Origin of the sequence: Peribacillus frigoritolerans, assembly GCF_030676415.1 — a bacterium.
Taxonomy (GTDB): domain Bacteria; phylum Bacillota; class Bacilli; order Bacillales; family DSM-1321; genus Peribacillus; species Peribacillus frigoritolerans_A.
The window spans coordinates 78,114-101,161 of sequence record NZ_JAUUTW010000006.1 but is presented as its reverse complement, the minus strand read 5'-3'; the positions used below and the strand labels follow the sequence as shown (position 1 = coordinate 101,161).

The window sequence follows — 23,048 nt, the reverse complement described above, 5'->3', positions numbered from 1 at the left end:
TCTAACTGGAACTCCTGAACTCCGCACCTTTTAGAATTTCTTTAGCAATTTTATAAGGATAATGAACCTAAATATAAAGTTTTTATATCCTAATGAAGGTTAGGTCGATTCCCTGATTTTAAGTTTAGTAGGTAATTTAATAACGTCGCGCTTTAATTTCAAATCATTATTTAAATATTTTATTAACTCTATTACAGTGCGTTGTCCCAGTTCCATAATCGGTATATCGATTGTGGTTATGGTGGGGGTTGTGACTTGGCAAATGGATTGATTATCATAACCAACTATAGCTAGGCTTTCCGGTATTTTATAGCCCAACGTACTTGCCTTTTTAATAAATCCTGCTGCGACCTGATCATTTCCAGTAAATAAGGCAGTAGGTTTTTCCTTTAATTTAAATATTTCATCACAAATACGGAATCCATCTTCAATATTAAACCCATGTCCAAATATCCAGTCTTCATTGTGTAGTAAATCATTATCTGCTAAAGCTTTTAAAAACCCCTCTTTTCTTTGACTTTGAGCCTGACTATAAGAAGTATCGTAGCAAAAACCTATCTTTTCATGGCCTTTTTTTATTAAATGATTAACAGCTTTGTATGTCGCTTCGAACTCATCATAACCAATAATCGGTATGGAGGCGGAATGATGGTATTCATTACACAATAAAATTGGGCCGTATTTCAAATAAGGCTTTATTAAATTCCATTCATTCTCTAACGCTCCTAAAATAACCCCATCCACTTCTCTATTCTTTAATTTTTCCATAACATCTAATTCAGTTTTCGAATCATAAAAGGTTTGAAAAATAAGAACTTTATAATCATTTTCCAATGCTGCTAGAGATACTCCTTTAATCAATTGTGCAAAGAATGGATGATCGAATCTTGGGACTGATATTGCAATGGTTTGGGTTTTATTTGTCCTAAAATTCCGGGCAAGTGAACTTGGTGTATAGTCAAGCTCTTCAATGACCTTTAAGATTTGTTCCCTTTTTTCTTTTGATACATATGGATGATTATTTAAGACTCTAGATACCGTTGTTTTAGAGACGTTACATAGCTTAGCTATCTCGCTAATTTTAGCCATTTAATCCATCCTTGTAATAAGTAGTTGACATGTTATCGATTTCAGAAGTTATTATGAAACCGTTCCTAATATAACACATATTAACAAAATCTTCCGGAGGTGTATTTTTCATTAAAGTTTGTTGCTACTAAAGCATTTTAGATATTTTTAGCTAATGGAGGGATTGTTATGTTATTGAATAAAAAGGGCGGGTTTCAATTATTGCCAAATGTTGAAAACCCAAAATACATTGTATTCTGTGATTTTGATGAAACCTATTATCCTCACTCCATGAGTCACGAGAGACAGAAAGATTTATATGAACTTGAAAATTACTTAGAAGCAAAAAGTCATGAAGAAGGACTTGTCTTTGGCTGGGTTACTGGGAGTAGTATCGAATCAATATTAAATAAAATGGAACATGGTCGATTCAGATTTTTTCCGCATTTTATAGCCAGTGACTTAGGTACCGAAATCACCTATTTTTCAGAAAAAAACTTTTTGGAAAAGGATCCAGATTGGAATTCACAGATTAATATCGAAGAATTTAATAAAAGGAAAGTTGAAGAAATTTATAATGTTCTACTTAACGGCAATATACCATTAACTCCTCAGACTCAAATGGGAAGTTCACGCTATAAAAGAAATTATTACTATCAAATACAACATGAATCTGTCGACAAGAAGAACTTATCCACCATCCAGAGGGTGGCCAAAGAGTACAGGATAGGGGTAAATATCAATCGTTGTAATCCCCTTGCCGGCGATCCTGAAGATAGTTATGATGTAGACTTTATTCCATTAGGTACTGGAAAAAATGAGATTGTACGTTTTATGCTAGACAAATTCGGGCTGAGTCGGGAGCATGCCTTTGCTTTCGGGGATAGCGGAAATGATCTACTCATGTTAAAAAGTGTTAAACATGGTTACCTTGTAGGGAATGCAACTCAAGAAGCCAAGGAAGCTCATACTAAAATAGCGACAGATACGTACTCTAAAGGAATATTAAAAACTTTGCAATCAATAATTAATATTTGAGGGGAAGTAAAAGTAATTAGAAAACTTGGGGTAACTCCTGCTAACGGGATTGATGCTCTAGCAAGTAAACAATTCATTCCATGTTTCTTGACCTGCAAGCTTATCAGCTGAAATCTTGCTTGCCTTTTGATATTTGAATAATGCCGCCTCGGTTTTTCCCCCGAATTCCCCGTCAAGAGGCCCGGGGTTAAATCCTTCCATATAGAGGGCTGCTTGCAGCATCCATGTGATATTGCCTGTAGCTCCTTTCTTTATGGTGACGATTGCAGTCTTGGTTTTAGGTCCCCATTTTCCATCGACAACCAGCTTTTTATTGAATTGCTTATTCAGCTCCGTTTGTAAACCTTTTATAAGGGCCGATCGAGTTTTGGGACCATAAAACCCATCACCCTCAATATTCGTTTTATATCGGCTATTTAACGTTTTTTGTATCGAAATTATATGACTATCTCCTTTGCTGGTCTTCGGCATTTCCATTTTTTCTAATTTGAAGGGAAGGTGAGGTTCTTTTCCTGCTTGTAATTGTGTATAAGATAACCCGCCTGTCATCTCCAAGTGGGGATAATCCTTGAATGAACTCCAATCCCCGCCCCATTTAAATCCTAAATCCTTACCTATGGCAGCCACGCGCTGCCACTCTGAATTCACTGTCCATATCGCCCTCTTGCCATCATCACTTACAATGAAGAAATCAATAGCCAGTCCAAAATTATGATAAGATTGGCCTGGCTTAGCATTTGTGACAATAGGTTTAGCTGGATTACTATAGTTTTTTCCATTATAGCTATAAACCCGTCCTTGACCATAAAGCGCGGCTTGTTCTGCCAAAGAACGATGGCCTGCACTTATCTGTACAGTGATCCCTTCAGTATAAGCACGTTCCAACATTTCCAATGCTGATGCCTTCACCACAGGATTCATCCCTATGCCCATCTTTTTCACTGATCGATCCAATAATGCTCGTAATGCTACTTTCACTATAATCCCTCCTATTAAGTTCCCATCAGACTTTATATAAGACTTTTTAACGGAAAAGTAGCAGAGTTGGAAAAGTTTGTTCTCATTTATTAGAGAATAGAAGTAATATGTTATTTAATTAACAAACGTTCCAGTTGATTTCAGAAATCCGCTCCCTTTCCGCCGACTGTCTGCCAAGCCTCCTCGCCGGTAAACGGCTGCGGGGTCTCGGCTAGCCAGTTTTTCGGCAGGAGTGTCGCATATTTCTTCTATCCATTAAGGGTTACAGTAAAAAAGCATGAAGGATAATCTAGTCTTAAAACATGGTTCGGGATGAGAGTAGCCTACAGTTTTTTCTTAAGGCTGTTTTCGTAAATTGTTGTTTTTGAATTTGTTGTTTTGAACAACAAGAACATTCTTTCTATAATGGATATATAATAGAATTTAAGGAAGTGTTATTGTTTGAGACCTAATCTATCAAAAGATATTAGCATTGAAAGTTTCAAAGATTTCTATTGGTTGAAAGCGGAATTGCAAACGTTTTGCAGGGAAAACGGGATAAGTTCTACTGGTGGACAGGAGAGATAAAAAGTCCTATTAGTAAAACCAAAATCAACAGGACGGTAGAGCCTCAAGTACATTTAAGCCTTGATCCAGTCATTACAGAAAACCATCGTTGTAGTCAAGTTGTGAGAGCCTTTTTCAAGACTGTTATCCCTAAATTTCTTTTTTAAACATATATTCAAAACTACCTTAAAAGTAACGTAGGGAAAACGCATCGTGATGTTGTAGATGCTCGGTATGAGGAAGAAGAACGAAAGAAAGACCCCACATTCAAGAAAAAGATTGCACCTCAATTTGAATACAATCCATTCACTAGTGACTTCTTTGCTGATCCGAAAAATCAAGGTAAAAGTCGTGCAGAAGCAATTGAAGCCTGGAATAAAATCAAGAAACTTCCTGGAAGCAACAAATATGAACCTAATAATGAAATATAAGGACACCTTAACATTTATACTTTAAAGTGATTTGATTTTTAGAAGTTCCAGTTGATTGGAACGGAAGGTACGAGACTCCTGCGGGAAAAGCGTGGCCAAGGGAGACCCCGCAGGCGAGCGCCGAGGAGGCTCCCGGACCGCCCGCGGAAAGCGAGTGCCTGGAGTGGAAACCCTTACACATACCCTCCTTAAGCCCCTTTCCGCCTACTGTCTGCCAAGTATTGATAACTAAGGTGAAATAGCTTGTTGTTCCTTCACAGTAGAAAGGGAATTTCCCAAAAAAAATTAGACTGCTTCCGTTCGCCCGTTTGCGAATGAAAGTAGTCTATTAATGAATTATTTTATTAATCTCTTTAACTTACGCTCTAATTTCAATAGAGGGGCTTATTGTAAAGTCAGCCTCTGTTTTGTTTTTCACTTCATCAAGTGTGATGCCATTTTGCAATTCAATCAATTCCATGCCAGCTTCTGTAAATTGAAAAACAGCCAGTTCGGTAATCAGGCAATGGACGACTTTTTCTCCCGTCAATGGCAAGGTACAGTTCTTTTTCACTTTGGATTCCCCATGCTTGTTCACATGGTCCATAATGACAACAATTCGTTTTGCGCCTTGGACGAGGTCCATCGCGCCTCCCATTCCTTTTACCATCTTCCCTGGAATCATCCAGTTTGCCAAGTCCCCATTCTCGGAAACTTCCATCCCGCCTAAAATGGCTAGATCGATGTGGCCGCCGCGAATCATCGCGAACGATTCAGCGCTATCAAAAAATGATGCCCCCGATTTTGCCGTTACTGTTTCTTTTCCTGCATTAATCAAATCCGGATCGACTTCATCCTTTTGTGGATAAGGCCCTATTCCCAGTAAGCCATTTTCCGATTGAAGCATGACATTAAAGTCATTTGGAATCATGTTGGCAATCAAGGTCGGCATTCCGATCCCTAAATTTACACACATACCATCTTGGATTTCTTTAACGGCCCGTTCTAAAATTAGTTGTCTAGTCATTCGAATACTCCTCCTTTTTATGCGTTAGCAGTTGTAAGTTTTTCAATTCGTTTTTCATAGTCATTTCCTACAAGCACTTTCTGTACATAAACCCCTGAAGTATGAATTTCATCTGGATCGAGCTCTCCTGTGCCCACAATCTCCTCCACTTCGACAATCGTGACTTTCCCTGCTGTGGCAACGACAGGGTTAAAATTCCTTGCCGTTTTCCGATATACAAGATTACCGAAATGATCTGCTTTCCAGGCTTTTACAAAGGCAAAATCTCCGACAATTCCTTTTTCCATAATGTATGTGCGGCCATCAAACTCTTTATGTTCTTTACCTTTTGCGACTTCCGTTCCTACTCCTGTAGCTGTATAAAAGGCAGGAATTCCCGCTCCGCCCGCTCTTAAACGCTCAGCCAGCGTTCCTTGGGGAACTAGCTCGACCTCCAGCTCACCACTTAAAAATTGCTGTTCAAATAACTTATTTTCCCCTACATAAGAAGCGATCATTTTTTTGATTTGTTTATTTTCAAGCAAAAGACCTAGACCCCAATCATCGACACCACAATTGTTGCTGACAATCGTCAAATCCTTTACACCTTTGTTACGCAAAGCAATGATTAGTTTTTCTGGTATTCCGCTTAATCCGAACCCGCCAACGATAATGGTTGCCCCATCCTCGATTTGTTGAATAGCGCTATCAAAAGATGTTAATAATTTACTCATTTTCCATCATCTCCATTCTTAATACTATTCTATTAAATAAACAGTGAAGTTGCAAAAGCAATGATGAACACGGTCACTGTTTTCAAAACCGTAATCGCAAAGATATCCTTGTAAGATTGACGATGTGTCAGTCCAGTAATGGCAAGTAAGGTAATGACGGCACCATTATGCGGCAGCGTATCCATTCCGCCAGATGCCATGGATGCAATCCGATGAAGCATTTCCGGGCTGATTCCGACACTTTGGGCCACCTGCAAATAATGACCTCCCATTACTTCTAATGCAATCGAAAGTCCACCTGATGCAGATCCGGTAATCCCTGCCAGTACATTGACGGCAATAGCTTCGGATACGAGCGGATTACCGCTTGCATTGAACACCCAGTTTTGAATGACCGAGAACCCAGGAAGCGTTTTCACCACATTCCCAAAACCAACTTCAGATGCGGTATTGAATATGGCAAGCAAAGATCCCATTGCAGCAGCTGTTAATCCACTTGCCAATTTGACCTTGATGCGGCCAACATTCAGAAGCATCGCTGCAATAATTCCGATTGTCAGTGCAACAATCAAAGACCAGGATGAAGTGACTGTGCTTACATCGGCAATGTTGAAAGTTTCCTTCAACATCGATGCATCATACCAGTGCTTAACCGAAATGGCACTGCGGCTGAAAGCAAAATTAAATGCTACGACAAGGATGAGCGGTACAATGGACAGCCAAAAGTTAGGCAGGTTTTGCTGTTCTGCACTTTCTGGTTCATTAATATGACCTTCCCCGTAGCCTTCACCATTTGCCAAAGCCTGTTTACGACGACGTTCTAACCAGAGCATTCCTCCAGTGAATACCATGATCGCGCCAATAATCCCCATTAGTGGAGCTGCATAGGTATCTGTTCCGAAATAATTCGTTGGAATGATATTTTGAATCTGAGGTGTTCCAGGAAGGGCATCCATCGTATAAGTGAAAGCGCCCAATGCTATCGTTCCCGGCAATAATCTCTTTGGAATGTCTGCTTCTTTAAAAATTGCCGCTGCGAATGGATAAACGGCGAATGCCACTACAAACAGTGAAACCCCGCCATATGTCAGAGCCGAACAGGCCAGCACTACAGCAAGAATAGCCTGCTTTGAGCCTAATGATTTTACGATGGTCTTGGCAATGGATGCAGCTGCACCGCTCATCTCCATGACTTTTCCAAATACGGCCCCTAATAAAAATATTGGAAAAAACGCTTTTATATAGTTAGCCGCAAACGTCATATATGTCTCTGTATAACTCGGCAGCAAATGTCCACCGGATAAAATGACCGCCAATAAAGTAACAATCGGCGCTATGATAATGACCGGATAGCCCCGGTAGGCTAAAAAGATTAAAAGTCCCAGCGCCACAACAATGGCTAAAATTTGAATCACCAACTCAATTCCCCCTTTTTCCCCTTGCCCCAAAATAATTTCGGAAGCCCTTAACTATTAATCTCCTAAATTCCACATTTTTTTATTTTTCCGCTTTTACCATCCAAGCCTGCCTTCCCCAAGTCAAGCTGAATGATCTTCCTAAGTGCTTCCCAATTATTGAGAACGCTTTCAACAATCTGTTGAATTCGAAATCCCTTTTCATTTTACGTGGAAAGACAATATAAAATGACAGATAGGCCATTCACTAAAGTAATTATGCAATTATTGTGCCAACTTAAATACAATGAAAAATCTCATCTTTTAAAGCCTTTTCAAACATTTTATTTCCCTTTTTATAAATAAAATCCCTTAAAACTGTCAAGGTTTCAGAACACACAAGTATAAACTCCAAAAAAGTGTAAGCCTTTTCTTACAACATTTAAATTCCCTCGCGTTTTATGTATGGATTTCCTAACACACATAATAATTTGCTAGAGAGAGCTGGTTAAAAACTATAAAAAAGTGCCCTTTGGCTAAAGGACACTTTTTTATAGTTTGACTTTAGTTTTTTTAGTATTAGTACAATTTGTCCACTCCAGGCACTCGTTTTCCGCGGGCGGTCCGCCCTCGGCACCTTTGTGCCTGCGTGGTCTCGTTTGGACATGCTTTCCCGCAGGAGTCACGCACATCCGTTCCAATCTACTTTCTGCATTCATAAACCATATTTATTCATTTTTTCATACAGTGTTGTTCGACTCACCCCGAGTCTCTTTGCCGTTTCCGATTTATTACCAGAAGTCATTTCCAAACATGAAACGATTGCAGCCCGTTCGGTTTCATCCATTACTTCAGCTAAAGTGCGGATCGAGACTGATTCTTTATGACCCGTTATTTCTTTAGGAAGATGCTTGGAACGTATCATTTCCCCTTCTTCAACAATATTCATGGCGCGTTCAATGATATTCTCCAACTCACGAATATTACCCGGCCATTTATAAAGACGAAGCAACCGTAAAGCTTGATCACTCATCCCCGTTACGCGTTTTTTCATGAGGTTCTGGTACTTTTCAACAAAATGATTCACCAGTATGTCAATGTCCTCCGGTCGCTCCCTTAAGGAAGGAACCTGGATTTGCAAGACCTTCAGCCGGTAATACATATCAAGTCGGAATTCCCCTTTCGAGACCATTTCCTCCAGATTACGGTTCGTTGCAGCGATTACCCGTACATCAATAGGAATACTTCCCGTCGAACCGACCCTCTCAATCTCTTTTTCTTGTAAAACACGGAGCAGTTTCACCTGCATATGCAGTGGCAGCTCACCGATTTCATCCAGAAAAATCGTTCCGCCTTCAGCCGCTTCGAACTTACCTGCTTTGCCGCCTTTTTTTGCACCAGTGAAGGAACCCTCTTCATAGCCAAAAAGCTCTGACTCCAGCAGCTCGGCCGGGATGGCAGCACAGTTCACTTTGACAAACACGCCCATTGCGCGTCTGCTGTCATTATGAATGGAATGGGCAAACAGCTCCTTACCTGTTCCGCTTTCGCCCAATATCAACACATTTGAGTCGCTTTTAGCTGCAATTTTGGCTTGATCTTTTACTTCCATGAAAGCAGGACTTCGTCCCATCAAATGATCAAACGTATATGAGGCCTTGTTTCTCTCGCGAAAATCGCCTTTGTACTTTTTCAGCTCTACTTCAAGAGAATTTATCCGCTTGGAAAGAGCGGTAAATTGCCCGACATTCTTAAAAAGGATTTTCCCGACCGCTCCTATTAATTTATCTTGTTTCCGAATCGGGGAGCGGGTCGCAATTATATAATTATCTTTAATTTTTTGTAATTCAGCGACCTCTTGCTTGCCAGTTTTGGCAACCACATGCATACGGGTGTTTTCAATGACCTCCGTTACATGTTTCCCTATAGAGCTTTCCTGATCGACCCCAAGAAAATCCGCATAAGCGTGGCTCAGCATTTGGACATACCCTTCCGTATCAACCATCACCAAGCCGTCATAGGCAAACTCGATAATATCCTTAAACAGAAGTTCTTCATGATTATCTATATTAAGAAAATCACTTTTATTATTTGTAAACAATAGGAGGTAAATCTGATACTCATCATCACCCATTTGAATGATGGCTTTTCTGACAATCCCATTATTATCATTCAAACGGATCGGAGTATTTACAGCTGGTACAAGGTTTTTTTCTAAAATCAAATTTACCTGCAGATCAAATTGATTCTCAGCAAAAGCCTCAGATAATACGCGATTGCTTAGAACGATTTCTTTTTCGTTTTTCGTTACCAAAACACCAAAAGGCAATTCTTCCAATATCGCTTTCACTAATTCCAATTGAATAGTTTTATTATCGCTGGCCATTCCTATTCTCCTTAACCCGTCTGAAGTTTCCTCCATTATATCATAGGAAAATGAAGCCAAGTCATTACCGTTCCACAATCAGCGCAGTTCCCTGTCCGCCACCGATACATAAGGTGGCAAGGCCGGTTTTTGCATCCCTGCGCTTCATTTCATACAATAAAGTCACTAAGATCCGGGCACCGGAAGCACCTACCGGATGACCCAGAGCTATCGCCCCGCCATTTACATTCACTTTCTCCAGCTTCAGTTCAAGGTCCTTAAGTACGGCGAGTGACTGTGCCGCAAAGGCTTCATTCACTTCCATCAAATCAATTTCCTCTATTGTCAATCCCGCTTTTGCCAAAGCTTTCCTTGTCGCAGGCACAGGACCGTATCCCATGATTTTCGGATCAAGCGCGGCATTTGCATATGACTTAATTGTTGCTAATGCTTCCAGCCCCAGCCCGTCTGCTTTTTCTTTAGACATCAGGACTAACATCGCACCCCCATCATTGATTCCGGACGCATTTCCTGCCGTAACCGTTCCATTTTCCTTAAAAGCAGGACGCAGCTTCGTTAGCTGATCTATCGTCAGCCCATGTCGTGGGTGTTCATCTTGATCCACCAAGATCGTCTTTCCTCTGCGTTTATATTCAACAGGTATGATTTCATCTGCAAATCGTCCTTCAAGCTGCGCCTTTTCAGCCTTCATTTGGCTATCTAAAGCAAATTCATCCTGCTTTTCACGGCTGATTTCCCACTGCTCGGCGATATTCTCCGCAGTCACGCCCATATGATATTGATTAAAAACATCCGTTAAGGCGTCATATGTCATTGAATCGACTGCTTCGGCATTACCCATTTTCTGTCCAAAACGATAATTTGGAAGTAAATACGGAGCATTGCTCATGCTTTCAATACCCCCGGCAAGAATCACATCAGCATCACCAAGGGCAATGAATTGTGCCCCCATTATGACCGTACGGAGGCCAGACCCGCAAAGTTTATTAATGGCCATGGCCGGCGTTGTTTCCGGAATTCCTGCATGAATCGCAACCTGACGTGCCACATTTTGCCCTAATCCAGCAGATAGAATATTCCCAACCAATACCTCATCGATCATGTCAGCCGAAATATTTGCCCGCTTAATCGCTTCCTTAGCGGCCACAACTCCCAATTCAACCGCCGACAAATTGGCAAGACTGCCTCCAAACGCACCAACTGGTGTTCTTGCTGCCCCTACAATCACTACTTCTCTCATAATGCTTCCTCCTTCTCCATTTTTAATTTTCCCAGTTTAATAAAATTACGGTCCCTCTCATTGATTTTCTGAGAAACGGTAGATTCTTCATACGTAAAAATCCCTTCTCCCGACTTCGTCCCAAGCTTTCCCTTAGCTACCAAATCACGAATCAAATCAGGGGCTTCCTTACTCTGATCCAATACCGGTGAAACATTATCAATAACACGCTGCCATGTATCAAGTCCGCCAAAATCAGCAATCTCGATCGGCCCGGTAAATGCCCATCGAAAACCTGGTCCAGCCGTTATCGCCGTATCGATATCCTCAGCATCGGCAACACCCTCTTTTAATAGATAAAAGGCTTCCCGCATCAAGGCAGTCTGGAGACGATTGGCAATGAATCCTGCTATTTCTTTTTTCAAGAGAATCGGAGACTTACCGATTTTACGCATTAAATCCATAGTTGTCCTGACGATTTCCGGCTTTGTTTCGTCATGCTGAACAATTTCAACCAATGGAACCAAATGGCCAGGATTAAAGAAATGCGTGATGACCATTCTGTCCGCAAACGAGGCCTTCTCCATCAATTGAGAAATCGGAAAGGTCGATGTATTGGAAGCAACAATTGCATCCGGTTTGATTATTTCCTCCATTTGCTCATATAGCTTTAATTTCAGCTCGATGACTTCCGGAATCGCCTCAATGATAAAATCAGCCTCCCTTACAGCCCCTTCCAAATCAACGCTATACGTAATATTCGCTAAAGCGCCTTGCTTTTCCTCATCAGTCAAAACCCCTTCCTCAATGAGCAGTGATAGATTCTCAGAAATTCGATTTTGGGCAAGGTATAGCAACTCTTCCTTTATATCGTTAATGGTGACGAAATACCCGCTACCTGCAAAAGACTGAGCGATCCCACTCCCCATTACACCTGAACCGATAATGGCTATTTTTTTAATCATCAAGCTTCCCCTTTCCGTTTTAATTACCTGTATTCACTCACTTTTTATTCATGCAATATCTATGCCAATGATAAGGGGAAATAAAATTCTTTTTTTATCTTGAAAATCATGATAGACTCTTACTCATTAACCTAAACCATATTTTTATAACCTTCCCTTTATATTTCCAATAGAGCTTACTCTATGAAATATTCCCTGCTTACTATATAAAATGACAGACCTGGACCATTACATTTTTTATTGGAGGAATGTAATATGGTTAAAGATAAAGTGGCGATAATTACCGGATCTGCTAGAGGAATCGGCTTTGAGATTGGAAAGATATTCGCTGAAAATGGCGCAAAGGTCGTTTTGTCTGACCTTGATCAAAACACGGTTGAAAAAGCTGCTTTAGACCTAAGGAACAAAGGCTTGGAAGTTATCGGCTTAAAGGCAGACGTAACAAGTGAAGACGATATTATCCAATTAATCAAACAAGCTAAAGATACATACGGACGAATAGATATTTTCATAAATAACGCCGGCCTTCAGCATGTTGCTCCAATCGAAGAGTTTCCAACTGAAAAATTCGAACTGATGATCAAAATCATGCTAACCGCGCCATTCATTTCAATTAAGAACGTTTTGCCCATCATGAAAGAACAAGGCTTCGGCAGAATCATCAACATCTCTTCCATTAACGGTCTGATTGGATTTGCCAACAAAGCAGCGTACAATAGTGCCAAACACGGTGTAATCGGATTAACGAAAGTCGCCGCCTTGGAAAGCGCCTCTTTTGGCATAACCGTCAATGCCCTTTGCCCAGGATACGTAGACACGCCTCTTGTCCGCGGTCAATTGGAGGACCTGGCGAAAACAAGACAAGTACCACTGGAAAGCGTTTTGGAAGAGGTCATCTATCCACTTGTCCCACAAAACCGCTTACTTGATGTAAGTGAAATTGCCGACTACGCCATTTTTCTCGCAAGCGACAAAGCACGGGGCATCACAGGCCAGGCAGTCGTGTTAGATGGCGGATATACAGCTCAATAAAAAAAATCCATCTGCAATAAACCCTGAATGAATTACACCAAAAAAGGTGCACTTTATTCGGGGTTTTCTGTCTTCATGGAAACGTGGGAAAATTTGGTGGTGCAAAGAATTCACACATGTTACAGTAATATAGGGATACTTCCCATTTTACAAATATAAAAGGAGGCCTCGTCATGATTATTAAGTGGGTTAGACTGCGATAATTAAAAGCGCAGGCCAAACATCATGCTCCGGAAAGTATTTATTGATCTGCGCCATGGTAACGGCTATTAGATACTATTTAATACGGAGGTAAAAAACATGAGTGAACAGATACTGAAAATAAATAAAGTGGATATATGTACAGAAAGTTTTGGAAACCCTAAGGACCCTCCTGTGCTTTTGATCATGGGAGCGATGTCTTCACTAGACTGGTGGGATGAGGACTTCTGTCTCGGCCTCGCTGATTCGGGGAGGTTTGTCATTCGGTACGATCATCGGGATTTGGGACGATCGGTCAGTTATGAACCCGGTACCTCCAACTATACAATAACGGATATGGCTGACGATGCCGCAGGTGTCCTGGACGCTTATTCCATAGAGCGGGCTTCCATCGTTGGAATGTCCCTAGGCGGTTTGATCGGCCAGATTCTTGCCCTGAGATATCCGGAACGCGTAACTACACTTACGCTGATCGCATCAAGTGTGTTCGGGACTGTAATGGAAAAACTGCCTCCAATGGACCAAAGCATATTGGATCACCACGCGAAGAGTGCTTCCATAGATTGGTCGAATAGGAAGGCGGTCATCGCTTTTCTTGCGGATGGATGGAAAACTTTAGCCGGCTCCAAACCTTTTGAGCAGGAAAGAATATATAAACTGGCAAAAAGAGAGGCGGACCGAGCCAAACAGCTGCCGAGCAGATTTAATCATGCCATGCTTGCTGGCGGAGACGAATATTTCGATAGAATGGGTGAGATCTCCGTACCTGTCCTCATCATTCATGGCACAGAAGATCCAGCCTTGCCATACGAGCACGGACTTGCTCTTGCGAAAGCCATCCCTCAAGCTGAATTAGTGACTCTTGATGGATCAGGGCATGAGATTCATAGTGAAGACTGGGATGAAATTATCGATTCAGTTTTAAAGCTTACTTCGCGATAAAGAGATGGGTCGAAAAAATTAGCCATAAAAGAAGCCGACCAATAAATGGTCGGCTTTTCTTTATACTTTTTTAGCAGAAACCGCCATATCCTTGAACGGCGCCATAACCGTTACCTCCATCACCACCGAAACAAGCAGCTCCAACGATGATTAAAAGGATAAATAAAACGACTATAAAAGCGAAACCGCCGCCAAATCCACCAATATCGTTACCACAATTTGATTCATGACCACAATTTGACAATAGAAACATCTCCTTATTTGTTTTAGGAGGAAATAATTAAATGGGTTAATTTAACTTATGTTCTAATTAGGATAATGACACAAAAATCACCGGAAACTTTTCTTAAACCACCCTCACGACCTGAAATTAACAGTTTAATAGCAACATTATAAAAAAGTTAACGGTTGAATTTCCCTCTATAAACCTCATAGATCTAAACTTTGGTAATGGAAACGAAACTTCGTTTAGACGTCTTAAAAAGAGCCTAGGACTTCTTTGTTCACTCTCCGAAAAATCGAGCAAAGAAGCTCTTTTTGGGTTTATCTGTATTTTTGTAGCCACTGCTTTTCATTGTTTAGCTTTTTGCTTCCCTTTTGAATTCGTCCATTTCTTTACCGCGTTCCATATTTCCTCTAACGCTAAATTATAAGTGTAAACCCTATAAATATTTACCGCTAGTCCGGAAATATAAGTAACCTGTCCAAGCAATTGCCTTATTTTATTAATACTATATTTTGTAACTACTTGAAAATGCTTTTGGCAGTGCTTTAGTACGGTTCGATACTACACTCCATTTCATTTTCGAAAAAAAAATAGTTACAAGAAAGGATTGTGATTTTGTGGGAAATTTCAGTAATAAAAATCCAAAGAACAGCATCTGGGGTTCTGTCTGTTCCGACAGAGAATGGGATTTCGGCAATGATTCAAGATTTGGCAATGATTCAAAATTTGATCCTCATTCAAAATTTAATCATAAAAAGCCATGTAAGGTTTGTAAGTCTCACGACGTTTCTGCTTGCGAATGTAATTTTAAAGCTCCAGCACGCGAACTCGCTGCACCATTAAACAGCGACTGCGTCCTAGTTAATTCAGTTGTAGGCTCAAAAACGGTACAAAAGGTTGCAGAAGCAACATTTCCTTTTACCGCGTTTGCTCCTGTAATACCAGCTGGATCCACTATTGTTTCCGTAGCTGTTGTACCGAATCTATCTGGTGTTGTCCGTAACACGACAATCATTAGGGACAAAGTCGTTAACATCGGGTTTATTCCTGTAACCATTACGGTAACATTTTTGGCACCGGGAACAACCACTCCTGCAACAGCCGTACTTGCAACGAATTTACCATTCCAGGCGCATACAGATTTTCCAGGTGCCTGCCCTGAGGATTCAGTAATAGAACCCCCATTGGTGGTAGAAGGGATCTTTGCTCAACCAGGAGTTTCTTTCGTCACGGGCACGGGAGCTGTCACTACTGATGCTATTTTAGTCAAGATTGTACTACGCACTTCAATTACAGTGACTCGACAAGTTATTGTGGATTCACATGGCGGTATTTGCGACGTAAATGACCGTCGTTGTGAATCTACAACTACTCCAACAACTAATACTCTTCCTTCTACGTAAATGACGGTGTTGAGTTAGTTTTTAGTCTTGACTAGCAAAGCCTTTCTAAATGAAGGCTTTGCTTTTATTTATATTATTTTATAAGAAAGAAAGGAGTGACATTTATATGTCTTATCACGAGGATTGTTCTAAGAAAAAACGCAAGAAAAAACGCTGTGATAATGACCAGCACAAGGATTGTTGTAAGAAAAAACGCTGCGATAATGACCAACACAAGGATTGTTGTAAGAAAAAACGCTGCGATAATGACCAGCACAAGGATTGTTGTAAGAAAAAACGTTGCGATGATGACCAGCACAAGGATTGTTGTAAGAAAAAATGCTGTGATGATGACCAGCACAAGAATTGTTGTAAAAAGAAACGCTGCGATGATGACCATTACTATGATTGTTGTAAGAAAAAATGCTGCGATGATGACCAGCACAAGGATTGTTGTAAGAAAAAATGCTGCGATGATGACCATTACTATGATTGTTGTAAGAAAAAACGCTGCGATGATGACCATTACTATGATTGTTGTAAGAAAAAACGCTGCGATGATGACCATTACTATGATTGTTGTAAGAAAAAGCGCTGCGATGATGACCATTACTATGATTGTTGTAAGAAAAAACACTGCGATGATTACCAGCACAAGGATTGTTGTAAGAAAAAAAGCTGCGATAATGACTATCACGATGATTGTTGTAAGAAGAAAAAATGCTGTGATAATGACCATCATGATGATTGTTGTAAGAAAAAATACTGCGATGATGACCATTACTATGATTGTTGTAAGAAAAAATACTACGATGATGACCATCACAAGGATTGTTGTAAGAAGAAAAAAAGCTGCTCTGATGACCATCACCAGGATTGTTGTAAGAAGAAATGCTGCGATGATGACTGTTGGGGTAATTGGTAGTTTGTTAAATGGAAAGTACTTTGATACCTTACTTGATCAAAGTACTTTTTTTAGTTCCCAAAGATGAGTTATGTCAACCTGGCATGTATCGCTTACCCATTCTGTTCTCCTTAGACTGAATGTATCTTAGTAAACTATTTTTACGGATTTTTTTCGCTCCAGTATACCTTTCCTTAGTTGTGTCTAACAATTGGGGCGCCATTCATATTTACTGGTCGACCGTAATACGAAAGCACCTGTTAGTTGAATAAGAAAAAAAGTTTAATGCCAATAAATGTTGTCGTTATTTTTGCAAACAAGATAAACGCCTTTTTTATCCTTTTTTGACAGGCAAATGGCCAACTGTTTTATTTTTAAATAATCCGTTTTATCAACAATACTTAAATCTGGGGAGTTTTGATAACCACCTTGACCAAGATATTCCGATGTTGTAATGATTGTATAATGGTCTCCTTTGGCTTGTTCTGGGATTTCCTCAAAGCTTTTTATAATCTGTCCATTCTTAATGAATACCATTTTCTCATACAAAGATATACTTTTATAGCCCATTGGGATTTTCCTCTGTACCTCGTTATCCCTAACAAGTTCAGAGTCCGAAAGATATTGTGAATATGAATAAGAGAAACCATTTGCACGAATAAAATATTTATCATTACATTCAATGTTTAATGGATTATTGCCATTTTCCTTAGGATAATCATAAACAACTGCAGGTAAAGTGTCGCTATAAATAACTTTTGGAGCTCCTACCCATTCACCGACATTCTCATAAACTATAGATGAAAGTTTTTTTATTTGGTCTAAAGTCATAGAATTTTCCTTTCTTATTAATGAAATGGACAATTCATTAACCCAATGATTTATACTGGTTAAGATTTTATTATATGCTTCTTTACAATCATATCCTCTTTCTCTATATTCATAATATTTATCCTTTAAATTGGCTTTTACAATATTTAAATCCATATAGTTTTCCTCCCAATAGCATAAAAGGGTTGCCGGTTTCACCCCTTCTTCAACTCTTGCACCCGTTAGTTCTTCAAAAAAAATCGACAATACCCTTTGTTTTTCAAAAAAAGTAATAAATTTACACTTTTATACTGGAACATTTGTTCTATTTGTGTTATTCTTATAAAAACAAATAAAAAGATCAAATCGCTTCCAACGATTTGTTCCGTAATTATAATTAAAGGTCGGTTGTATCCGCGGGCCTTACACGGTTGTACCGCTGAGCCGAGCCATTTGCTAACATCTAGGGTGCCGATGATAAAGACAGCTCCGAACTTCAATAAAGGCACCTGTTAGTTCATTATGAACTGGTAACTTTATAACAAGAACAGCTATTAGATCAATTAACCCTTACTCCCCATCCATCTGCGTGTCCATCTAAGGTTTACTTAATCCATCAAGTTGTTTTTGTATTTCAATAATGTCTTCGTGATTTAAAAGCATTTTTATAAAAAAACAATAACAAGTCCATTCTTCTGAAACAAAAAAAGGCAGCAACCCCTGATATTTAAACATGGTTAGTGTATATTCTCGGCAATCTTTTTCAGTGCCTTTGCACGAGAAACGATAAAGGCTCTCATATACTTCTCTAAAAACAACTTATCAGCTAAAACTCCAATTGGACCGAACGGTGACTTATATTGAAATTTATCTATCATTATAGTTCCACCTGATTCTTCTATAAACTGATGTGTGTGTACGAAGGAATGGAAGGCTCCCTTCACCATGATATCTACAAACTTATTTGGTTTTTCCATTAATGTCACTTGGACTTTCAGCCTTTGTTTAATACCAAAGTGAATGGCTTCCCAAGTTACAGTATCTCCCTCCTCTAATAGCCCTTCCGTCACACCATCAACAGCAATTTCCTTTGTTTCCGCTGTCGTTTTGGTATGGATATCCACGCTCCTCGCAAGGTCAAAACATAATTCAACTGGTGCTTTAATAAATTGTTGATACTCAATAACAGGCATTCCTCAATCTCCTTATATAAGCACTTTCTAACATCATTATAGCTCGTTATAGCAAATATTACCTAGCCCTCATTTCATTATCCTGTCCTGTTTGTTCCATAAGAAAAAGCTGCCTTAAGACAGCTCTTCGGATAAATCTTTCGCCTACTATACTTACTTTTTCATAACGGGGATCCATATTTCGCTTCTAAATGTTGGTGAGCTTATATCTTTATTTTCGTTCCAAAGGATTTCTGGCCCTTCTCTTTGTTCATAGTTAGAGGATGGAAACCATTCGGAATAAATACGTCCCCATACATTTTGCAGTGTTTCAGGAAAGGGTCCGACTGCTTCGAATACCGCCCATGTAGACGCATCAACTTTCAGCTGTGTTAAGTTATCTGGACATTCCCTCGTAGTTGCTGCGCCGATATAATGATCAAGCTCCCCTTTTTCCTCCAACCGGCCTTCGGAAAAGTTCGCAGATGCACTAAGCAGCCCTAATGGCTCGACATTCGATAGGTTTTTAAGTTCATTTATCGTTTTCTCGTCTAAACTTTTCCACATAGATGCAATCTCTGGATTAACCCCGTTAAAAATGATTGGAACTCTTTTTTTAATTCCAATTATGTGAAATGCCTCTTTTTCTTCAATTCGATAGTTCATTTCACTGCCTCCTTTAATGGATAATTGGAAGGACATCGGTGGATAGGCTTTAAGTGAATGGCCATTACTTCTCGCTTCTGATGGTGTGATACCATGCAAATGTTGAAATGCTCTCGCAAACGAGTCTGGTGAACTGTACCCGTACTTTATCGCTATATCAATGACCCTTATCTTGTTATCTTTAAGCTCAAACGCTGCAAGTGTAAGTCGTCTTCGGCGGATATACTCGGAAAGTGAAATACCTGCAAGGAAGGAAAACATCCTTTTAAAATGATATTCCGAGCAATAAGCTAGCCTTGCCACTTCTTTAAAGTCAATTTCATTCGTAAGATTGTCTTCAATGAATTTAATGGCACCATTCATATTTTTGAGCAAATCCATTCAATGACCTCCCTTATATCAACAGAATAGCAGGAGTTGGAACTAATCATCCGACATTCTGTGCACGATTATGCAGGGTCTAATCCCTTTCGCACCTGTTAATGAAAATAACCTTATTGTTTAGATGGGGATTTACGGACTTTTTGCATAAATAACTCTGGTTTATCAATCTGATTAAAACCGTATTTTTTATATAATGAATGTGCATCATTAGTAGCTAACATAAACCTGCGAACCCCTTCTAGTTCGGAATGGTTGGTGATAACATCCATTAACCATTTTGATAATCCTAATTTTCGATAGTGAGGTAATATAAATACATCGCAAAGGTATGCATGTGTTGCTAAATCGGTTATTACCCTTGCAAATCCAACTTGTTCACTACCTTCATTACCTATTTCACCCTTATAAACCCCAAAACATAAGGTCGTATTTTTAATTGACTTTATCACTGTTTCCTTAGGTATTCCCTTTGACCAGTAAGCTTCTTGATTCAAAAACTTATGTATTAAATTTACATCTAAATACTTTTTATTAGTGGAAATCGAAAATCCTTTAATATTCATTTTACATCCCCCTAAACTTTTTTAATTTTCTGTAATTATCAAACCACTGATTTTAATCTTTTGTACTAGCCTGCCACGTTAGTCGAAATGATTAAAAGCTGCTTAAATATAACTTGATCTTTAGCTGACGCACCAGTTAGTTAAGTAAGGGTGTAAGGGATTCTTGGAAGAATTTTAATTACAATAAGTATATCTAAGTAATTCGGAACAAATATTATATATGTTGCAAATTCAAAGGAGGTGGCTAAAATGAACGCACAACGAGCAGAAGAAATTGCTTCTTCACCAAATATGGTTAATGTAACCTATAATGAGGAAAGTATCTACATTGAGCACGTGGATGAACAAAATGGAACAGCTACAATCCATCCCCTTGATGATCCAAATAAAAAACAAAGTGTTTCTGTAACCAGCTTAAAAGAACAGTAATTCCCTCGATTCAATAATAAACCTCCACTCTCGGGTGGTGGTTTATTGTTCGATTAGGTTCAATTACCATTTAATTAATTAATCTATCCCCTTGCTGAACTATCCTGCCCCGTTAGCCATTCATGAAGCGCAAAAATCAGCGCTTCACCACAGAGAATGAAAATTGGTCTCTATGTCGATAATGTTTTAATGGCTGGCGAAGAAGGTCGTTGAACTATGGTGCCTTTGAGCCCATCCGTTAGTCTGACTCCGACGTCCACGGTGTACCACCGACTGTCGCGCCCTTTATGGGTAGCACTCATGGGAGATTAATCCTTTTTTGGTCGTCGCGCTAGCCTCTACTTAATTTGCTATAATTGGAGGTTTTTGTTTAACGATTTACCAAACTCAATCAGATCACTCATAAGGCTCAGCCTTTTTTTAAAAAGCATTTTTACTGGGTCTATTTTGTTGTGATTTTTTCTGGATTTTGAGCTTTTTAATTTTCATGGGAGTTTAAGTATTATTCTTCACATACTTAGTTTTATTTAAGTATCTGATGCATTGAACTGCAATTGTAATACAATTTTTTTCACTGCAAAAATCTAAATTAGTCTCTCTAAACTCTTTTGGACTTTCAACGTAGGAATAGTGGATACTATCTAACACACTAACACACGAGCTTTTCAGATTTAGTCATATGTTCAATAGTAGACTCTTATTTCCAAATAGAATTATCAGCTTTGTTATATCGTTAGATTTTTTAGCATTTCAATATATGCCTTCAATTCTGAATCCGTTAAACCTGAAATACGTTCGAAAAAAATAGATTCTTTTTCTTTTAAAGCTTTTATTGTTTTGTCATGACCAAGGTCGGTTAAAGATAACATTACCCCTCGACGATCTTTAGGGTGGGGTTCACTCTTTACATATCCCAGACCTTTTAATTGCCCTATAAGTCTACTGATAGAGCTACGGTCCATTGCTGTTGATTCAGCTAAAGTCGATGCGTTAGTAGGACCATGTGAAAATAACCAGCGAACAATCAAAAAGGCTGCTGGCTGCAAAGTTGTATCAAATGTAGCTGCAGTTCTGACATTAAGTGCATGTGCCTCACTAATCAACGAATTGAGCTGTTCACCAAGAGCTAACTCCAGTTCTTCTCTCAAATCAGAATTATTAATATCCATAGTTCTCCCTTCTCAACAAAACTAAATGTATTTGACATATGTCAAATAATTAAATATGATTGATATATGTCAAATATATTTAATTGTTAATACTATGTCAAGTTTATATAAGGAGAATGTATAATGCCTGAGTATCCAATAATTGTAATGACTGGTGCTACCAGTGGTATTGGTCAGATTGCTGCAATTGAAATCGCAAAACGTGGTGCACATTTAGTGCTGACTGCTCGTAACAAAGAACGGGCTAAAGCAACTGAGAAATTAATTAGAGAAGCTTCACCAAATACGGAGGTTGATTTCTATTTTGGTGATTTATCGTTAATGCATGATGTTCGCCGTATTGGACTTGAGATAAAACAAAACTATACAAAAATTGATGTACTCATCCACAATGCTGGGCTTCATGGGTTCGAGCAACGTGTTACCTCTGAAGGATTTGCCGAGATGATTGCGGTAAACTATCTAACGCCTTGGCTACTAACAAATCTGTTAAAGGACTCATTGGTAAAAGCAAAAAATGCAAAAATTATTAATGTCGCTTCGGAAGCCTCACGAAATCATGGAGAACTAAAATTACCATATGATCTGACGGACACATCTCCATTTACATTGAGGGGTTCATCTAAAATTTATGGAAAAACAAAGCTTCTAAATATCATGTTTACTGGTGAGTTAGTGCGTCAGTTTTCAGGTACTTTGGTAAATGCCAACGCTCTAAATCCTGGTTTCAATAATACTGGCCTGGGAAGAGAACTTCGTATATCTTCTGTATTGGGAAAAGTCTTAGAATTCCTTAATATCGGAGATCCAAAAAGAGGGGCTGACATCATTGTTCGTTTAGCACTTGATTCCGAATATGAAAGAGTGACAGGAGGATACTTTAATGTTGGAACTGGAGAAAAAATTGATCCGATATATCCAGGAAAAGATGTTTCTATGCAGCAACGTTTGTGGAATGATACAAAAGAATTATTGTTAGAGTATATAAAATGATTTTCTATTCTTCAATGAAGTTACATTTTCCTAAACGGAAATGTATATGGGAATTGGTTAATGCGATTCCAATTTAGACAAATAGTCTATTATTACTCAACTAGTGCTGAAACTTTAGTAAATTCAAGTTCAATTTCACTTCCCGTATTTCTCATTTCCAAACTTTTATATTACGTTTGTTATTGAATTAAACTGCCCCGATAGTTGCAGAAGATGAATTGAGATTCTTTAGTTGGGGAATATACATATAAATGATTCTCAAATTAGTTTGTAAAGCGAATGGCCTCCGTTTCTCACCTATCCCAGGGTTGGTTGCAGTTTATACACCAAAAAGAAGGAATGTAAAGATTTTCTCGTTTTCTGGAAAATTATTTAATTTGATCCATTGGTTTCCAAAGTGTCTGTGGTATTCTACTTACAACAAGAGACAA

The 23,048-nt window shown here is 39.1% G+C and carries 21 protein-coding genes and 1 pseudogene; 8 read left to right on the top strand and 14 right to left on the bottom strand.

Annotation, left to right across the window (positions count from 1 at the left end; genetic code table 11):
• Positions 1–99: 99 nt before the first annotated feature.
• Entirely contained in the window at positions 100–1,089 is a 990-nt protein-coding gene (locus tag Q8G36_RS08135) for a LacI family DNA-binding transcriptional regulator (RefSeq protein WP_305159562.1), read from the bottom strand.
• A 168-nt stretch (positions 1,090–1,257) separates the two neighbouring features.
• On the opposite strand from Q8G36_RS08135, the gene Q8G36_RS08130 reads away from it, so the two are divergent.
• Positions 1,258–2,106 (top strand): HAD-IIB family hydrolase, encoded by an 849-nt coding sequence (locus Q8G36_RS08130; protein WP_305159561.1) that lies wholly within the window; start codon positions 1,258–1,260, stop codon positions 2,104–2,106.
• A 57-nt stretch (positions 2,107–2,163) separates the two neighbouring features.
• Here the strand turns inward: Q8G36_RS08130 and Q8G36_RS08125 are convergent, their stop codons facing one another.
• Complete coding sequence (locus Q8G36_RS08125; RefSeq protein WP_305159560.1) at positions 2,164–3,084, bottom strand: peptidoglycan-binding protein; 921 nt, start codon at positions 3,082–3,084, stop codon at positions 2,164–2,166.
• Between the two features lie 441 nt (positions 3,085–3,525).
• Here Q8G36_RS08125 and Q8G36_RS08120 point away from each other — a divergent pair.
• Positions 3,526–4,061 (top strand): annotated as a pseudogene (locus Q8G36_RS08120) (DUF6434 domain-containing protein).
• 358 nt (positions 4,062–4,419) lie between these two features.
• Here Q8G36_RS08120 and Q8G36_RS08115 read toward each other — a convergent pair.
• The 6 genes from Q8G36_RS08115 to Q8G36_RS08090 all read right to left on the bottom strand — a co-directional run bounded on the left by Q8G36_RS08115 (position 4,420) and on the right by Q8G36_RS08090 (position 11,744).
• Positions 4,420–5,067, bottom strand: coding sequence for a 3-oxoacid CoA-transferase subunit B (locus Q8G36_RS08115; RefSeq protein WP_370694020.1), 648 nt, complete (start codon positions 5,065–5,067; stop codon positions 4,420–4,422).
• A 17-nt stretch (positions 5,068–5,084) separates the two neighbouring features.
• Positions 5,085–5,780: a CoA transferase subunit A gene (locus Q8G36_RS08110; RefSeq protein ID WP_305159559.1), complete on the bottom strand. Its 696-nt coding sequence runs from the start codon at positions 5,778–5,780 to the stop codon at positions 5,085–5,087.
• A 32-nt stretch (positions 5,781–5,812) separates the two neighbouring features.
• Complete coding sequence (locus Q8G36_RS08105) at positions 5,813–7,198, bottom strand: GntP family permease (RefSeq protein WP_305159558.1); 1,386 nt, start codon at positions 7,196–7,198, stop codon at positions 5,813–5,815.
• 691 nt (positions 7,199–7,889) lie between these two features.
• Complete coding sequence (locus tag Q8G36_RS08100) at positions 7,890–9,560, bottom strand: sigma-54 interaction domain-containing protein (RefSeq protein WP_305159557.1); 1,671 nt, start codon at positions 9,558–9,560, stop codon at positions 7,890–7,892.
• 64 nt (positions 9,561–9,624) lie between these two features.
• A complete protein-coding gene (locus tag Q8G36_RS08095; RefSeq protein WP_305159556.1) occupies positions 9,625–10,800 on the bottom strand; it encodes an acetyl-CoA C-acetyltransferase in 1,176 nt (391 codons plus the stop codon).
• Entirely contained in the window at positions 10,797–11,744 is a 948-nt protein-coding gene (locus Q8G36_RS08090; protein WP_305159555.1) for a 3-hydroxyacyl-CoA dehydrogenase family protein, read from the bottom strand. The genes Q8G36_RS08095 and Q8G36_RS08090 overlap by 4 nt, the downstream gene beginning before the upstream one ends.
• A gap of 255 nt (positions 11,745–11,999) precedes the next feature.
• Here Q8G36_RS08090 and Q8G36_RS08085 point away from each other — a divergent pair, with 255 nt between their 5' ends.
• Positions 12,000–12,776, top strand: a complete 777-nt coding sequence (locus Q8G36_RS08085) for a 3-hydroxybutyrate dehydrogenase (protein ID WP_305159554.1) — start codon at positions 12,000–12,002, stop codon at positions 12,774–12,776.
• 300 nt (positions 12,777–13,076) lie between these two features.
• Complete coding sequence (locus Q8G36_RS08080) at positions 13,077–13,919, top strand: alpha/beta fold hydrolase (protein ID WP_305159553.1); 843 nt, start codon at positions 13,077–13,079, stop codon at positions 13,917–13,919.
• 70 nt (positions 13,920–13,989) lie between these two features.
• Here Q8G36_RS08080 and Q8G36_RS08075 read toward each other — a convergent pair whose 3' ends face one another.
• Positions 13,990–14,163, bottom strand: coding sequence for a YjcZ family sporulation protein (locus Q8G36_RS08075; protein ID WP_305159552.1), 174 nt, complete (start codon positions 14,161–14,163; stop codon positions 13,990–13,992).
• A gap of 599 nt (positions 14,164–14,762) precedes the next feature.
• On the opposite strand from Q8G36_RS08075, the gene Q8G36_RS08070 reads away from it, so the two are divergent.
• Positions 14,763–15,548 (top strand): hypothetical protein, encoded by a 786-nt coding sequence (locus Q8G36_RS08070; RefSeq protein WP_305159551.1) that lies wholly within the window; start codon positions 14,763–14,765, stop codon positions 15,546–15,548.
• 155 nt (positions 15,549–15,703) lie between these two features.
• Entirely contained in the window at positions 15,704–16,519 is an 816-nt protein-coding gene (locus Q8G36_RS08065) for a hypothetical protein (protein WP_305159550.1), read from the top strand.
• A gap of 194 nt (positions 16,520–16,713) precedes the next feature.
• Here the strand turns inward: Q8G36_RS08065 and Q8G36_RS08060 are convergent, their stop codons facing one another.
• The 4 genes from Q8G36_RS08060 to Q8G36_RS08045 form a co-directional block, all read right to left on the bottom strand.
• Positions 16,714–17,418, bottom strand: a complete 705-nt coding sequence (locus Q8G36_RS08060) for a hypothetical protein (protein WP_305159549.1) — start codon at positions 17,416–17,418, stop codon at positions 16,714–16,716.
• A gap of 560 nt (positions 17,419–17,978) precedes the next feature.
• Positions 17,979–18,434 (bottom strand): SRPBCC family protein, encoded by a 456-nt coding sequence (locus Q8G36_RS08055; RefSeq protein WP_305159548.1) that lies wholly within the window; start codon positions 18,432–18,434, stop codon positions 17,979–17,981.
• A 153-nt stretch (positions 18,435–18,587) separates the two neighbouring features.
• On the bottom strand, positions 18,588–19,460 hold the full coding sequence (locus Q8G36_RS08050; RefSeq protein WP_305159547.1) for an AraC family transcriptional regulator: 873 nt from the start codon (positions 19,458–19,460) through the stop codon (positions 18,588–18,590).
• Positions 19,461–19,573: 113 nt separating this feature from the next.
• Complete coding sequence (locus Q8G36_RS08045; protein ID WP_305159546.1) at positions 19,574–20,026, bottom strand: GNAT family N-acetyltransferase; 453 nt, start codon at positions 20,024–20,026, stop codon at positions 19,574–19,576.
• 249 nt (positions 20,027–20,275) lie between these two features.
• On the opposite strand from Q8G36_RS08045, the gene Q8G36_RS08040 reads away from it, so the two are divergent.
• A complete protein-coding gene (locus tag Q8G36_RS08040) occupies positions 20,276–20,455 on the top strand; it encodes a small acid-soluble spore protein H (RefSeq protein ID WP_305159545.1) in 180 nt (59 codons plus the stop codon).
• Positions 20,456–21,180: 725 nt separating this feature from the next.
• On the opposite strand, the gene Q8G36_RS08035 is transcribed toward Q8G36_RS08040, so the two are convergent.
• Positions 21,181–21,624: a MarR family winged helix-turn-helix transcriptional regulator gene (locus Q8G36_RS08035; protein WP_305159544.1), complete on the bottom strand. Its 444-nt coding sequence runs from the start codon at positions 21,622–21,624 to the stop codon at positions 21,181–21,183.
• Between the two features lie 123 nt (positions 21,625–21,747).
• Between Q8G36_RS08035 and Q8G36_RS08030 the strand changes: the two genes are divergently transcribed.
• Positions 21,748–22,617 (top strand): SDR family NAD(P)-dependent oxidoreductase, encoded by an 870-nt coding sequence (locus tag Q8G36_RS08030; protein ID WP_305159543.1) that lies wholly within the window; start codon positions 21,748–21,750, stop codon positions 22,615–22,617.
• Positions 22,618–23,048: the final 431 nt, after the last annotated feature.